The sequence below is a fragment of the Pseudomonas sp. F-14 TE3482 genome (genome assembly GCF_053629455.1).
Map to the genome: position 1 here is coordinate 3593289 of NZ_JBRJII010000001.1, position 13740 is coordinate 3607028.

The window sequence follows — 13740 nt, forward strand, 5'->3', positions numbered from 1 at the left end:
AGAAGTAGAGGCACTGGAGGCCTTAATTCTTCGACCGAATGACGGAGGGCCTCTCCATGAGGATCGCTCAGATCGCGCCGCTCACCGAACGTTGTCCGCCCCGTTTGTACGGTGGCACTGAGCGGATTGTGTCTTACCTGACCGAAGAACTGGTGCGACAGGGACACGATGTCACGCTCTTCGCCAGCGGCGATTCGCAAACCTCGGCACGCCTGGAAGCGGGCGCGCACCAAGCCCTGCGGTTCGATCCACGCATCAAGGACGGGGCGCCTCATCACATTCTGATGCTCGATCAAGTCCTGCGGCAGGCGGATCAATTCGACGTGATGCATTTTCATGTCGATATCTTCCATTTTCCATTGATTCGACACCTGGCCGGGCGCAGCGTGACCACGCTTCACGGGCGTCTGGACATTGCGGATTACCAATCCTTTTACCCTCACTTTCCCGAGGTGCCGCTGGTCTCGGTATCCAAGGCGCAACGCAGTCCGGTGAAGGGCGACGTCAATTGGGTGGGCAACGTCTATCACGGCATTCCGGGTGATCTGCTGACCTTCAACCCTGAACCGAGCGGCGACTATCTGGTGTTTCTGGGGCGTATCTCTCCCGAAAAGCGCCCGGACCGCGCCATCGAGATTGCCTCGAAGGCCGGGCTGCCATTGAAAATCGCCGCCAAGGTCGACAAGGCCGATCTGGTGTATTGGGAAGAAATCATCGCACCGATGATCGCCACCCATCCGAATGTCGAATTTCTCGGCGAGATCGATGAATCGCAAAAGGCAGATTTGCTGGGCAATGCCCGCGCCTTGATCTTTCCCATCGACTGGCCTGAGCCGTTCGGCCTGGTCATGATCGAAGCCATGGCGTGCGGCACGCCGGTGATTGCGTTTGGTCAGGGCTCGGTGCCGGAAGTGATCGATGAGGGGGTATCCGGTTACATCGTCGATGGTGTCGCAGGAGCGGTAGCGGCGGTGCAGCGGTTGGGAGAGCTGGATCGGCGCAAGGTGAGGGCCAGGTTCGAGGAGCGGTTCACGGTCGAGCGCATGACCAATCACTATCTGGAGTTGTACCGCCATCTGACGGCGGGCAACACCTATGGCCATCCCTCCACGCCCTTCGATATTCCCGCCACCGCGTCGTTGCAAGAGCTGCGTTTGCGCAACCTGAAAAACAACGACACCTTCGCGGTGTTCGATCCCAATGGCGATGTGCTGTTTGCGGACGACAGCCCGCAAGGGATTTTCCATACCGATACCCGCCACCTTTCCGGGCTCTACCTGACGCTTAACGGCGCGCGGCCGCTGTTGCTCAGTTCGACGCTGCGTGACGATAACGCGATGCTCACGTGCGACCTGACCAACCCGGATCTGTTCGACAGCCATGGCGAAAAAATCCTGCACCACGATTTGATCCATCTGCGCCGTTCACGGTTCTTGTGGAACGGCTCCTGCTATGAACGCCTGACCCTGCGCAATTTCGATGATTCGCCCCAGCATCTGCAATTGAGAATTCAGTTCGCAGCCGACTTCAAAGACCTGTTCGAAGTTCGCGGCGCCCGGCGTCCGCAACGCGGCGAAGGGCACCGGGCAGAGATTACCGATGAAGAGGTGGTGCTTTCTTACACCGGTCTGGATCACAAACGGCGCATGACCCGCCTGCGTTTCGCCCCGGTGCCGGCCAGCCTGACCTGCGATTCGGCGTTGTTCGAGGTTCGGCTGGCCCCTGGGGAAAGCCAGTCGCTGTTCATGGACATCAACTGCGGCGTACAAAACCCGCCGTTTACGGTGCGCCACGGGTTCTTTATTTCATTGCGCGATTCCCGGCGCGAGTTACGCACATTCTCTTCGCGGGCGGCCTCGGTGGTGAGCTCCCACGATGTGTTCAACGAGGCGGTCAGCCGCAGCGTTTCCGACCTTTACATGCTCATGACCAAAACCCGCGAGGGGCTCTATCCCTATGCCGGCATTCCATGGTTCAGCACCGTTTTCGGACGAGATGCGCTGATCACGGCATGGGAGATGCTGTGGTTTGATCCCGGTATTGCCAAAGGCGTGCTCGGGCATCTGGCCGCCAACCAGGCAACCATCGTTGACCCCCATGCCGATTCCGAGCCCGGTAAAATCCTGCACGAGATAAGGCTGGGGGAAATGGCCGAATTGGGCGAGGTGCCGTTCCGGCGTTACTACGGCAGCATCGATTCCACGCCGCTGTTCGTCATGCTGGCCGCCGCGTATCTGGAGCGCACCAATGACCTGGGCACACTGCGTCAGCTTTGGCCGAATATCGAAGCAGCGCTGAGCTGGATCGAGGAGTACGGCGACCGTGATGGTGACGGTTTTGTCGAGTATGGCCGGCAGTCCGCCGAGGGGCTGATTAACCAGGGTTGGAAAGACAGTCACGATTCGGTTTTCCATGCCGATGGGCAACTGGCCGTGGGTCCGATTGCGATTGTCGAAGTTCAGGCCTACGTGTATGGCGCCTGGACTGGTGCCGCTAAAATCGCTCGTCGGCTGGGTAATCCAGACCGGGCTCAACGCCTCAAATACAAGGCTCAACGCTTGCGCGAAGAATTCGATAACCGCTTCTTCGACGAAGAGCTGGGCACCTATGTATTAGCTTTGGACGGCAACAAGAAACCCTGTCGAATCCGTACCTCCAATGCCGGCCATGCCCTGTTCGCCGGCATCGCTTACCCGGAACGCGCGGCATCGGTCGTCAGCGTCCTGATGGACCGCTCATCCTTTTCCGGCTGGGGCGTGCGCACCGTCGCGTCTTCCCAGACTCGCTATAACCCGATGAGTTATCACAACGGCTCCGTCTGGCCCCACGACAATGCGCTGATCGCGGCCGGCTTCGCCCGCTACGGTTACCGTCGGGACGCGGCGCGGATTTTCGAAGGTCTGTTCGCCGCGTCGACCTACATCGATCTGAGGCGCCTGCCCGAGCTGTTCTGCGGCTTTGCCCGGCAACGCACCCAAGGGCCGACGTTCTATCCAGTCGCCTGCATGCCCCAGGCCTGGGCCGCTGCTGCGCCGTTATCGATGATTCAGTCGTGCCTGGGGCTGAGCTTCAGGCCGAGGAAGCTCAATATCCTGTTCGACGAACCGGTGCTCCCGGCATTTCTGGACACCATCGCCTTGCGGCGTTTGGCAGTGGGTGCTGAATGTGTGGACTTGATGCTCCGGCGCTCGGGGGAAAACGTCATGATCGAGGTTCTCAATCGCCAGGGGCCGGTGCGGATCTTGAGCACCAGTTAGCAAGATGGGCGCGAGCGTGTCAGAAGGTGAATGCTTGTCGCGCCCGTGACGGATGCTGAGCCATTTCAGTCTCCAGCAGATGCTCAACCAGCACATCATTCAAAAAGCGGAACTGATCGTTGAACCCGACCACTTCGTTACTGAAGTGGTTGGCCGCTGCGGGCATCAGCAAGGCCTCGAAGTGCTCGTCGAACACCAGCGCGACTGCTTTGCGAGACACGACCTGCTGTGAATAATAGTTGCTGCCGAATACCGGAAAGCTCACGGCGAGGCTGACGGAATGAATCATGATTTCGGCTCCTCGGTTTGACCGATATCCAGCACCAAGCGGGAAAACAGGGTCAGGGTAACGGTCGTCAGGGCCAGGCAGGTCAGGAGATGGATCAACATGGTTTGCCCCTCCGGTGCGGGGTTGAAATAGGGATGAGATTGATCCTGCACCTGATGGTTTTTTTGCGGAAGGCATTCGCGGCGATGGTGAATATTGATGTGAATGATGGTGGCGATCTGCGCAGGGATCAGGGACCCAAGTGATCCATTGTGGCGAGGGAGCTTGCTCCCGCTCGGCTGCGAAGCAGTCGCAATAAAAGACGCCTGCGTTATATCTGAACCACCGCGGTGGCAGGTTTCAGGGCCGTTCCGCGCCCCAGCGGGAGCAAGCTCCCTCGCCACACCCCGCCCCCGACCTATACTCAAATCAGCACGCTGTTTAGCGTTGGACACTCCGTTCGGCGCAGTCTGTAGGACCCCGCGATCTTGAACCTGCGTTCGCTGATCGTCGCTGTGCTGGTGATCTTGGCGGGATGCGCCACGCCTACGCCTGCCCCGGTAATCGTGGTGCCGGTGGTCGTGTCCCAGAGCACCTGGCAGCAGGTGGACCGGGAGATTGTCGCCGCTTCGCAACAGGCCACCGAACAGGCCAGGGTCTATGCCCGCGGGTCCATGGAGCACTGGCGCACGCGGGTTTATCAGCAAACCGAAGAAGTCTTCATTCCGTGGTTCAGCAGCTACTGGACCCAGGAATGGCTGTCGATGAAAGTCAGCTGGTACGCCATCAATGCCGGAGACGAGCAGGATGCGGCGACCAAGCGCCTGGCGGCCTATCTGCTGGAGCAATATCACCGGCGCGTGCTGGAACCGGTGGCGGTGGAGATCGATCCCGACGCGATCCTCGGCCAGGCGACAGAGTTTTATGTGCAATTGATGGGACAGCAGCTCGAAGTTATTTCCAAACGTCATGGCGTGCCAATGGCGCAGCTCAACGGTCGCATCCAGAAAATTCCGGCTATTTCACTGGGCCCGCCGCCTGCCCGTGACGCTTCGCTGTATCAGGTGGTGCATGCCGAACTGAGCAAATTGCCGGCTTATCTGGCACTGATCGACACGATCCACACGGCGGGCGGCGAGAAGGGCATCGCCTCGACGGACGCCGGCATGGCGCCGGTGGCCAAGCGTGCCAGCAAGCGAATACAAGCCGAAATGGCCCCGCGAGGGGCGGCCAGTGCAGTGGCGGCTGTGGCAGGGAAGGCGGCCGGGGCGTTGATTTCCGTGGGGGTGGCAGGAGTGCGCGCGATCATTCAGGCCAACGACCGGCCCGACAGCGAAGCGCTGATCCGCAGCAGCCTGGGAAACTCGTTCGACAAGGCATGGGTGAAGCTGGTGAATAACCCCGCCACCGGCGTCATGGCCGGAACGCTGTACATGGCCAGGCAGATCGAGGGCAACCTGGCCCTCACCCTCGAACAGACAGCCGAGCCGTCGGTCGGTCTGGATGCAGGCACTGTCGATTTTAGCCACGTTGAATCGACTACCCAGCAGATCACCCCATAACCCGAGGAGAACGATCATGGCTTACGTAGATGGCTTCGTCGCTGCAGTACCCACCGCCAACCGCGAAAAATTCAAGCAACACGCACAATCCGCTGCCGAAATTTTCAAGGAAAGCGGCGCACTCAGCCTCGCCGAATGCTGGGGCGATGACGTGCCTGATGGCAAAGTGACCTCGTTCCCCATGGCAGTAAAACTCAAGGAAGACGAAACCGTGGTGTTTTCCTGGATCGTCTGGCCGGACAAGGCCACCCGTGACGCCGGGATGGCGAAACTCATGAGCGATCCGCGGATGCAGCCGGACGTTAATCCGATGCCGTTCGACGGCCAGCGGGCGATTTTTGGCGGTTTCGATATGATCGTGAAAGCCTGAACATCGTCGCAGGATCACTCCGGCGTCGGGGTGGTCCTGCAACTCTTGCGGTTACGAATCTGGCTGTCCGACGGCCGCTCCTTGATGAATTCGAAGCGCGGCTCGCCTTCGTTGTAGTGAACCAGCCAGCCCCATTCCAGCTCGGACTCATCCTGGCCGGGTTTCGGTGGCACGGCCCACCATGGCTCTTTGCTGATGATCTGACGCATGGCGCCCTCCCGTCGATTCGGTTGCTTCAACTATAACGCGCCTGCCGGTAGGTGCCAGAAATGCACTTGCTGGCGTGGTATCCCTTTGTAAAATCAAAGGGACTCCGAAGCCTTGAGGTGCCAGACATGAGCGATGAATCCCGTGAGCCGTTCAAGCGGCTGTTCTTCGCCCTCAACTGCGCCCCCGAACAACGCCGGGCCATCGCCCAATGGCGCAACGCGCTTGAGCTCAATATCGGGCGCCCGGTGCCGGCGGAAAACTTTCATCTGACGCTGCTTTTTCTCGGCACGGTGGGGATGGCGCAGATAGCGGGCGTCTGCGAGGCCGCCGCCAATGTCCAGATGCCCGGCGTGCCGTTGACGGTTGTGCTTGATCGTCTGGAAGTCTGGCGTCGCTCCGGGGTTTTGTTGCTGGCGCCCGAGCAGGCAGCACCTGAGTTGCTGCGGTTGGTGTATGCGCTGGAGCAGGCCATGTTGCCCTTTGGTTTCGAAGACACTCGGCGGGAATTTCGCCCGCATCTGACCCTGATGCGCGACTACCGGGCGCCAGTCCCCGAATCTGCGACGCCGCCAGAGTTTTTCCTGCGTGCTGACCGCTTCACCTTATTCGAATCCCATAAAGGCCGGTACCGGGCGCTGGCCGAATGGCCGTTGGTCTCTGCATAAACCCACAAAAAAGGCGCCCGAGGGCGCCCGAAATTCACCTTAACCGAGGAAGCCAGGTGAAGCCGTTCTTCTTCAGAGGAGTGCAGCGGTGGTAAGGCGCTGCGTGAACGGAAAACAAGAAAGCTGTCATTGATGCTGGATTTGATCGTTCCACCACGGACTACTGTGGGAGCGAGCCTGCTCGCGATAGCGATGTCAGGTTCAACAGTGATGCCGAGTGAATCACTTACCCAGCTTCACCCGCGTCCAGCCCCGGGTCATCACCCGCTGAATACCAATCGGCAAATCTGGAATGGCATACAACGTCGCCATCACCGCTTGCGGCGGATAGGACCCCGGGTCGTTTCGAATGGCTTCATCCACCAATGGCGTGGCCGCCGCATTGGCGTTGCTGTAGCCGACACTGTTGGTGACTTCGGCGATGATGTCCGGCCGCATCAGAAAATTCATGAACAGGTAGGCATTGTCGACGTTGGCCGCGTCCCGTGGGATGGCAACCATGTCGTAAAAGCTGCCGGCGCCTTCTTTCGGGATGCTGTATTCGATCTTCACCTTGTCGCCGGCTTCCTTGGCGCGGGCCTTGGCTTGCAGCACGTCGCCGGAGTAACCGACCGCTACGCAGATGTTGCCGTTGGCTAGGTCGGAGATGTACTTCGACGAATGGAAATAAGCCACCGACGGGCGAATCTTCATGAACAGCGCTTCAGCTTCGGCGATCTGCGCCTTGTCCTGAGAATTCACCGGGTAACCCAGATAGTGCAGGGCGGCCGGGAGCATTTCTGTCGGTGAATCAAGGAAACTGATGCCGCAGGCTTTGAGCCTCGCAGCGTTTTCCGGTTTGAACAGCAAGTCCCAGGAATTCACCGGCGCATCAGTGCCCAGCACTTCCTTGACCTTGGCCGGGTTGTAACCGATGCCGATCGAACCCCACATGTACGGGAAAGCGTGGCCATTGTCAGGATCGCTGGCAGAGGCATTTTTCAGCAGCACCGGGTTGAGGTTTTTCCAGTTTGGCAGCTTCGATTTGTCCAGCGGCTGATAGACGCCAGCCTTGATCTGCTTGGCCAGGAAACTGTTGGAGGGCACCACAATGTCGTAGCCGGATTTACCGGCCAGCAAACGTGCCTCAAGGGTTTCATTACTGTCGAACACATCGTAGGTCACGCGAATGCCGGTCTCGTCTTCGAACTTCTTGACGGTGTCCGGGGCGATGTAATCCGACCAGTTGTAGACGCGCAATACCTTGTCATTGGCCTGGGCACCGGTAGCCATCGCGCCCAATAAGGACAGTGTCAGCAGAGTCCTGCCAAACATTTTCATTGGTACAACTCCATTTTCTTTTTATTCAAATCACATAGAACAACGGTGCAGGTGGACACAAACCCTGTGGCAAGGGAGTTTCTGTGGCGAGGGAGCTTGCTCCCGTTCGGCTGCGAAGCAGTCGTAAAACCAGCGAATTCGGTGTGTCTGATACTCCTCGGTTGCCGGTTTTGGGGTCGCTTCGCAACCCAGCGCGAGCAAGCTCGCTCGCCACAGTTTTGTGTTCACTTCATTTAACTCAACAGCACTAAGCCGTCGCTTCGATCCGCTGGTTTTTCGGTTGCTGCCAGGACTCGCTGGCGGTCTGGTCCATGGCTTCCTGGATCGCCCGCTTGCGCGTGGCTTCGGCCTTGCGGCTGAAGTACCAGACCATGAACGTGACGAACGACACCGCCAACAGAATCAGGCTGGCTACGGCATTGATCTCAGGCTTCACGCCCAGACGCACCGCCGAGAACACTTCCATCGGCAAGGTCGTCGAGCCTGGGCCAGAGACGAAACTCGCCAACACCAGATCATCCAGCGACAAGGCAAACGACATCATCCCGCCCGCTGCCAGTGACGGTGCGATCATCGGAATGGTGATCAGAAAGAACACCTTGAACGGCCGCGCACCCAAGTCCATGGCTGCCTCTTCGATTGACAGGTCCAGTTCACGCAAACGCGCCGAAACAACCACCGCCACATACGCTGCACAGAACGTGGTGTGAGCGATCCAGATCGTGACGAGGCCACGTTCCTGCGGCCAGCCGATCAGCTGCGCCATGGCCACGAACAGCAGCAACAGCGACAGACCGGTGATCACTTCCGGCATCACCAGCGGTGCCGTCACCAGACCACCAAACAGCGTACGACCCTTGAAGCGCGTCACGCGGGTCAGCACGAAAGCGGCGAGGGTGCCCAATGCCACGGCGGCAATCGCGGTATAGCAGGCGATTTCCAGGGAGCGCACCACCGAGCCCATCAGTTGCGAGTTGTCGAGCAGGCCGACGTACCACTTCACCGACCAGCCGCCCCACACCGTCACCAGCTTCGAGGCGTTGAACGAGTAGATCACCAGAATCAGCATCGGCAGGTAGATAAACGACAGGCCGAAAATCAGCATGAACTTTGAAAACCCGAAGCGTTTCATCCCCGTCCCTCCATCTCTTTAGCCTGGCTGCGGTTGAACAGCAGAATCGGCACAATCAGAATCGCCAGCATCACCACCGCCAAGGCGGATGCCACCGGCCAGTCGCGATTGTTGAAGAACTCCTGCCACAGCACCCGGCCGATCATCAGGGTTTCCGGGCCGCCCAACAGTTCCGGAATCACGAACTCACCCACCACTGGAATGAACACCAGCATGCACCCGGCAATGATCCCGTTCTTGGCCAGCGGCACGGTGATTTTCCAGAAGTTGTTGAAGTTGCTCGAACCCAGGTCCGACGCGGCTTCCAGCAAGCTGTGATCGTGCTTGACGAGGTTGGCGTACAGCGGCAACACCATGAATGGCAAGTAGGCATAGACCACGCCGATGTATACCGCGGTGTTGGTGTTGAGGATCTCGATCGGCTGCGACGTGAGCCCGGTCCACATCAGGAACCCATTGAGCAAACCGTTGTTGCTGAGTATGCCCATCCACGCATAGACGCGAATCAGGATCGCGGTCCAGGTCGGCATCATGATCAACAACAGCAGAACGTTCTGCGTTTCCTTGTTGGCCTTGGTGATCGCATAGGCCATCGGGAAACCGATCACCAAGCACATCAGCGTGCTTAAAAACGCGACCTTCAACGAGCCAAAGTAGGCCGAGATGTACAACTCATCTTCGGTCAGCAGCGAGTAGTTGCCGATGTTCAGCAGCAGCTGGAATTTCTGTTCGGCGAAGGTGTAAATCTCAGAGTAGGGAGGTATGGCCAGGGCCGCTTCCGAGAAGCTGATCTTCATCACCAGGAAGAACGGCAGCAGGAAAAACAGGCACAGCCACAGGAACGGGATGCCGATAACCAGTTTGCGGCCGCTGGGCACCAGGCGCAGGAACTGCTGATTGAAGGTTCTCATGAGCGCAGTACCACGCCGCTGTCGTCTTCCCACCACACGTAGACCTGATCGTCCCATGTCGGGCGTGCGCCACGGCGTTCGGCGTTGGCCATGAACGACTGGACGATCTTGCCGCCGGGCAGCTCCACGTAGAACACCGAGTGGCCGCCGAGGTAGGCAATGTCATGCACCTTGCCTTCGGACCAGTTGTAGCGAGTCTCGGGCTTGAGGGTGCTGACCAGCATTTTTTCCGGGCGGATGGCGTAGGTGATCGACTTGTCTTGTACCGACGTGCTCACGCCGTGGCCGACGTAAATCTTCTGCTCAAGGTCCGGACTGTGAATAATCGCGTGACCTTCCAGATCCTCGACCACCGTGCCGTCGAAAGCATTCACGTTGCCGATGAATTCGCAGACCATGCGGCTGACCGGCGCTTCATAGATATCGACCGGGCTGCCGATCTGGGCGATCCAGCCCAGGTGCATGATCGCGATGCGCTCGGCCATGGTCATGGCTTCTTCCTGATCGTGGGTCACCATCACGCAGGTCACGCCGACGCGCTCGATGATTTCCACCAACTCCAGTTGCATCTGCGAGCGCAGCTTTTTATCCAGTGCACCCATCGGTTCGTCGAGCAACAACAGCTTCGGTCGCTTGGCCAGAGAGCGGGCCAACGCCACACGCTGACGTTGGCCACCAGACAACTGATGCGGCTTGCGTTTGGCGTATTGGGTCATGTGCACCAGCCGCAGCATCTCTTCGACACGGGCGTCGATTTCGCTGGTGGGCAAACGGTCCTGCTTGAGGCCGAAGGCGATGTTCTGCGCCACCGTCATGTGCGGGAACAGCGCGTAGGACTGGAACATCATGTTGATCGGCCGTTCGTACGGCGGCATGTCGGTGATGTCGACCCCGTCGAGCAGAATCCGCCCTTCGGTCGGGCGCTCGAAGCCGGCGAGCATGCGCAGCAGCGTCGATTTGCCCGAGCCGGAACCGCCGAGCAGGGCGAAGATCTCGCCTTGATGGATCTCCAGGGACACATCGTCCACGGCGGTGGTTTCGTCGAATTTCTTGGTGACGCGGTCGACTTTCACCAACACCTTTTTCGGTGCCTGGTGACCTTCAAGAGCCTTCCTATAAATGCTGGAGGCGTTTGCCATATGAAACTCCCAACAGGTTTCAGTCGTCGGGCCAACGCGGCCTGACTTAAGAGTGGATTGCAACCCGGGCCGGACGATGCCCCCTGTAGGAACTGGCGAAGCCTGCGATCTTTTGACTTTGCTCTTCAAAATCAAGATCAAAAGATCGCAGGCTTCGCCAGCTCCTACGGGGGGACTGCGCTGGCGCTCGGGCTTATTCGGCACCGCCATCCTGGCTGCCTGGTCGTACTTGTTGTTATTGCGGTTCATCTATTACGTGAGCGACCGGCGCGCAAAGGCACGCCCGCCAGACTCACGGGGGCAGTTAAATCGTTGAATGCTTTTTGAAGTCAGCGCGTATTACGCAGCGCCGCCCGTTGCCGGCATGCGTCGCCAAACGCCCGGAAAATACTCAAGTAGGGGGGATTCGAAAGCACCTGCCATTCCGGGTGCCATTGCACGCCGACAGCGAAGGCCTTGCTGTGCTCGACGGAGATCGCCTCGATCAAACCATCCGGCGCGACAGCCTCAGCGCGCAGGCCGGGAGCGAGCCGGTCGATGCCCTGGCTGTGAATCGAATTCACCTGAAACACCTGCGGCAGGTCCAGCGCTTCGAACACGCCGCCCGGTTGCACATTCACCGCATGGGCCGGTGCGTACTGCACGGCCAAATCCGGATGATCCGCTTCCCGGTGATCGAGCATGCCGGGCAGTTCGTGCACCTTCTGATGCAGGCTGCCGCCGAACGCCACGTTCATTTCCTGAAAGCCCCGGCAGATGCCAAGCACCGGCACGCCAGCCGCGATAGCTGCACGCAATAAGGGCAGGGTGGTGGCGTCCCGTTGCGGATCGTGATCCGTGCCGGGAGAACTGGCCGGGCCTTGATAGTGGAAGGGCTCCACATTCGACGGCGAGCCGGTCAGCAGCAGACCGTCGAGCTGCGCGAGCAAGTCATCGATTTCGGTCAGATCGCCTAAGGAAGGAATGACCACTGGCAACCCCAAAGCCGCGACGCTGACAGCACGCAAATACTTGTCGCCGCTGACGTGGTAGGGGTGCAGGCCAATCTGTTTGACGCACGCAGTAACGCCGATCAATGGCTTGAATGCCATTTTTATCACCTCGAAGTTTCACACTTGAACGAGCTTTTCCGGAGCTTAGCCTTGTTGATTTTAATTAACAACTCTCATGTAAAAAATTCTAAACGCCGCGCATCCGATCTTCAGAATTTACGCGGTGCGCAAGGCTGATCGGGCACTCTCTCGCCCAAAAAAGGCCAGAAAATAAAGGTTGGAAGGCCAAGTGTTCGCTATTGACTTCACTTTGCCTTTCGGATTGACTGGGCTCGTGAAAGGGTAGTGAACATAATAATTAACAGCTAATAGGTGCATCATGTCGGTCCCTCTGCGTGCCGTTCAACTCAACGAAGCAAACGCATTCCTTAAGAAATATCCTGAGGTTTTGTACGTCGACCTTCTGATTGCGGATATGAACGGTGTGGTGCGCGGCAAGCGCATCGAACGCACCAGTCTTCATAAGGTTTACGAAAAAGGCATTAACCTCCCGGCGTCACTGTTTGCTCTGGACATCAACGGCTCTACGGTGGAAAGCACCGGCCTGGGTCTGGACATCGGCGACTCGGATCGAATCTGTTTTCCCATCCCCAATACCCTGAGTATCGAGCCTTGGCAGAAGCGCCCGACCGCGCAGCTGTTAATGACCATGCACGAACTCGAAGGCCAGCCGTTCTTCGCTGACCCTCGCGAAGTGCTGCGTCAAGTGGTGAGCAAGTTCGACGCCATGGGCCTGACCATTTGCGCGGCGTTCGAACTGGAGTTCTACCTGATCGACCAGGACAACGTGAACGGTCGTCCGCAGTCGCCACGCTCGCCGGTGTCCGGCAAACGTCCGCACTCGACTCAGGTGTATCTGATCGACGATCTGGACGAGTACGTCGACTGTCTGCAAGACATCCTCGAAGGCGCGAAAGAGCAGGGCATTCCTGCCGACGCCATCGTCAAGGAAAGCGCCCCGGCGCAATTCGAAGTGAACCTGCATCACGTCAACGACCCTATAAAGGCCTGCGACTACGCGGTGTTGCTCAAGCGTCTGGTGAAGAACATCGCCTACGACCATGAGATGGACACCACGTTTATGGCCAAGCCGTATCCGGGCCAGGCGGGCAATGGTTTGCACGTGCACATCTCGATTCTTGATAAAGATGGCAACAACATCTTTGCCAGCGAGGATCCCGAGCAGAACGCCGCACTGCGTCACGCGATCGGCGGTGTGCTCGAGACCCTGCCGGCGCAGATGGCGTTCCTCTGCCCGAACGTCAACTCGTACCGCCGTTTCGGTGCGCAGTTCTACGTACCGAACTCGCCAAGCTGGGGCATCGACAACCGTACCGTTGCGGTACGCGTGCCCACCGGTTCGGCGGATGCCGTGCGCATCGAACACCGCGTTGCCGGCGCCGATGCCAACCCGTACCTGCTGATGGCGTCGGTGCTGGCCGGTATTCACCACGGCTTGACCAACGAAATCGAACCGGGCGCCCCGGTCGAAGGCAACAGCTACGAGCAGAACGAGCAAAGCCTGCCGAACAACCTGCGCGATGCACTGCGCGAGCTGGACGACAGCGAAGTCATGGCGCGCTACATCGACCCGCTGTACATCGACGTGTTCGTGGCGTGCAAGGAAAGCGAACTGGCCGAGTTCGAAAACTCCATCTCCGACCTTGAGTACAACTGGTACTTGCATACGGTTTGATGGGGCCATAACCCGTCAATTAAGGATAAGGGGGTGAACACAAAACCTGTGTGCACCACCAATCCCTGTGGGAGCGGGCTTGCCCGCGATGACGGCAGCACATTCAACATTGATGTCGCCTGACATACCGCCATCGCGGGCAAGCCCGCTCCCACAGG

Annotated in this window: 12 protein-coding genes; 5 read left to right on the plus strand and 7 right to left on the minus strand. The window is 58.9% G+C overall.

The window, feature by feature from the left end; genetic code table 11:
- The first annotated feature begins 56 nt into the window (after positions 1 to 56).
- Positions 57 to 3257, plus strand: a complete 3201-nt coding sequence (locus AB7M26_RS16215; RefSeq protein WP_185022210.1) for a glycogen debranching N-terminal domain-containing protein — start codon at positions 57 to 59, stop codon at positions 3255 to 3257.
- Positions 3258 to 3276: 19 nt separating this feature from the next.
- Here AB7M26_RS16215 and AB7M26_RS16220 read toward each other — a convergent pair whose 3' ends face one another.
- On the minus strand, positions 3277 to 3546 hold the full coding sequence (locus tag AB7M26_RS16220) for a hypothetical protein (protein WP_123499575.1): 270 nt from the start codon (positions 3544 to 3546) through the stop codon (positions 3277 to 3279).
- 467 nt (positions 3547 to 4013) lie between these two features.
- Here AB7M26_RS16220 and AB7M26_RS16225 point away from each other — a divergent pair, with 467 nt between their 5' ends.
- Positions 4014 to 5087, plus strand: coding sequence for a hypothetical protein (locus AB7M26_RS16225; protein WP_123499573.1), 1074 nt, complete (start codon positions 4014 to 4016; stop codon positions 5085 to 5087).
- Between the two features lie 16 nt (positions 5088 to 5103).
- Positions 5104 to 5457 carry a DUF1428 domain-containing protein gene (locus AB7M26_RS16230; RefSeq protein WP_123499571.1) on the plus strand — a complete coding sequence of 118 codons (354 nt, stop codon included), beginning with the start codon at positions 5104 to 5106 and terminating at the stop codon, positions 5455 to 5457.
- Positions 5458 to 5471: 14 nt separating this feature from the next.
- Here AB7M26_RS16230 and AB7M26_RS16235 read toward each other — a convergent pair whose 3' ends face one another.
- A complete protein-coding gene (locus AB7M26_RS16235; RefSeq protein WP_123499569.1) occupies positions 5472 to 5666 on the minus strand; it encodes a hypothetical protein in 195 nt (64 codons plus the stop codon).
- Positions 5667 to 5792: 126 nt separating this feature from the next.
- On the opposite strand from AB7M26_RS16235, the gene thpR reads away from it, so the two are divergent.
- Entirely contained in the window at positions 5793 to 6332 is a 540-nt protein-coding gene (gene thpR, locus AB7M26_RS16240; RefSeq protein WP_429385209.1) for an RNA 2',3'-cyclic phosphodiesterase, read from the plus strand.
- Positions 6333 to 6554: 222 nt separating this feature from the next.
- Here thpR and AB7M26_RS16245 read toward each other — a convergent pair whose 3' ends face one another.
- From AB7M26_RS16245 to AB7M26_RS16265, 5 genes are all read right to left on the minus strand, one after another.
- Entirely contained in the window at positions 6555 to 7652 is a 1098-nt protein-coding gene (locus AB7M26_RS16245; RefSeq protein WP_123499565.1) for a polyamine ABC transporter substrate-binding protein, read from the minus strand.
- A 247-nt stretch (positions 7653 to 7899) separates the two neighbouring features.
- Positions 7900 to 8784, minus strand: a complete 885-nt coding sequence (locus AB7M26_RS16250; protein WP_123499563.1) for an ABC transporter permease subunit — start codon at positions 8782 to 8784, stop codon at positions 7900 to 7902.
- Positions 8781 to 9662: an ABC transporter permease subunit gene (locus AB7M26_RS16255; protein ID WP_176466902.1), complete on the minus strand. Its 882-nt coding sequence runs from the start codon at positions 9660 to 9662 to the stop codon at positions 8781 to 8783. The genes AB7M26_RS16250 and AB7M26_RS16255 overlap by 4 nt, the downstream gene beginning before the upstream one ends.
- A gap of 29 nt (positions 9663 to 9691) precedes the next feature.
- Entirely contained in the window at positions 9692 to 10834 is a 1143-nt protein-coding gene (gene potA / locus AB7M26_RS16260) for a polyamine ABC transporter ATP-binding protein (protein WP_123499561.1), read from the minus strand.
- 329 nt (positions 10835 to 11163) lie between these two features.
- A complete protein-coding gene (locus AB7M26_RS16265) occupies positions 11164 to 11925 on the minus strand; it encodes a gamma-glutamyl-gamma-aminobutyrate hydrolase family protein (RefSeq protein WP_123499560.1) in 762 nt (253 codons plus the stop codon).
- A gap of 280 nt (positions 11926 to 12205) precedes the next feature.
- On the opposite strand from AB7M26_RS16265, the gene AB7M26_RS16270 reads away from it, so the two are divergent.
- Positions 12206 to 13582, plus strand: a complete 1377-nt coding sequence (locus tag AB7M26_RS16270) for a glutamine synthetase family protein (protein ID WP_123499558.1) — start codon at positions 12206 to 12208, stop codon at positions 13580 to 13582.
- Positions 13583 to 13740: the final 158 nt, after the last annotated feature.

Excerpts from the sequence above, each read along its gene's own strand:
- AB7M26_RS16215 (WP_185022210.1), top strand. The coding sequence starts at position 57 with ATGAGGATCGCTCAGATCGCGCCGCTCACCGAACGTTGTCCGCCCCGT.
- AB7M26_RS16230 (WP_123499571.1), top strand. The coding sequence starts at position 5,104 with ATGGCTTACGTAGATGGCTTCGTCGCTGCAGTACCCACCGCCAACCGC.
- AB7M26_RS16250 (WP_123499563.1), bottom strand. The coding sequence starts at position 8,784 with ATGAAACGCTTCGGGTTTTCAAAGTTCATGCTGATTTTCGGCCTGTCG.
- AB7M26_RS16220 (WP_123499575.1), bottom strand. The coding sequence starts at position 3,546 with ATGATTCATTCCGTCAGCCTCGCCGTGAGCTTTCCGGTATTCGGCAGC.
- potA (WP_123499561.1), bottom strand. The coding sequence starts at position 10,834 with ATGGCAAACGCCTCCAGCATTTATAGGAAGGCTCTTGAAGGTCACCAG.
- AB7M26_RS16265 (WP_123499560.1), bottom strand. The coding sequence starts at position 11,925 with ATGGCATTCAAGCCATTGATCGGCGTTACTGCGTGCGTCAAACAGATT.
- AB7M26_RS16245 (WP_123499565.1), bottom strand. The coding sequence starts at position 7,652 with ATGAAAATGTTTGGCAGGACTCTGCTGACACTGTCCTTATTGGGCGCG.
- AB7M26_RS16270 (WP_123499558.1), top strand. The coding sequence starts at position 12,206 with ATGTCGGTCCCTCTGCGTGCCGTTCAACTCAACGAAGCAAACGCATTC.
- thpR (WP_429385209.1), top strand. The coding sequence starts at position 5,793 with ATGAGCGATGAATCCCGTGAGCCGTTCAAGCGGCTGTTCTTCGCCCTC.
- AB7M26_RS16235 (WP_123499569.1), bottom strand. The coding sequence starts at position 5,666 with ATGCGTCAGATCATCAGCAAAGAGCCATGGTGGGCCGTGCCACCGAAA.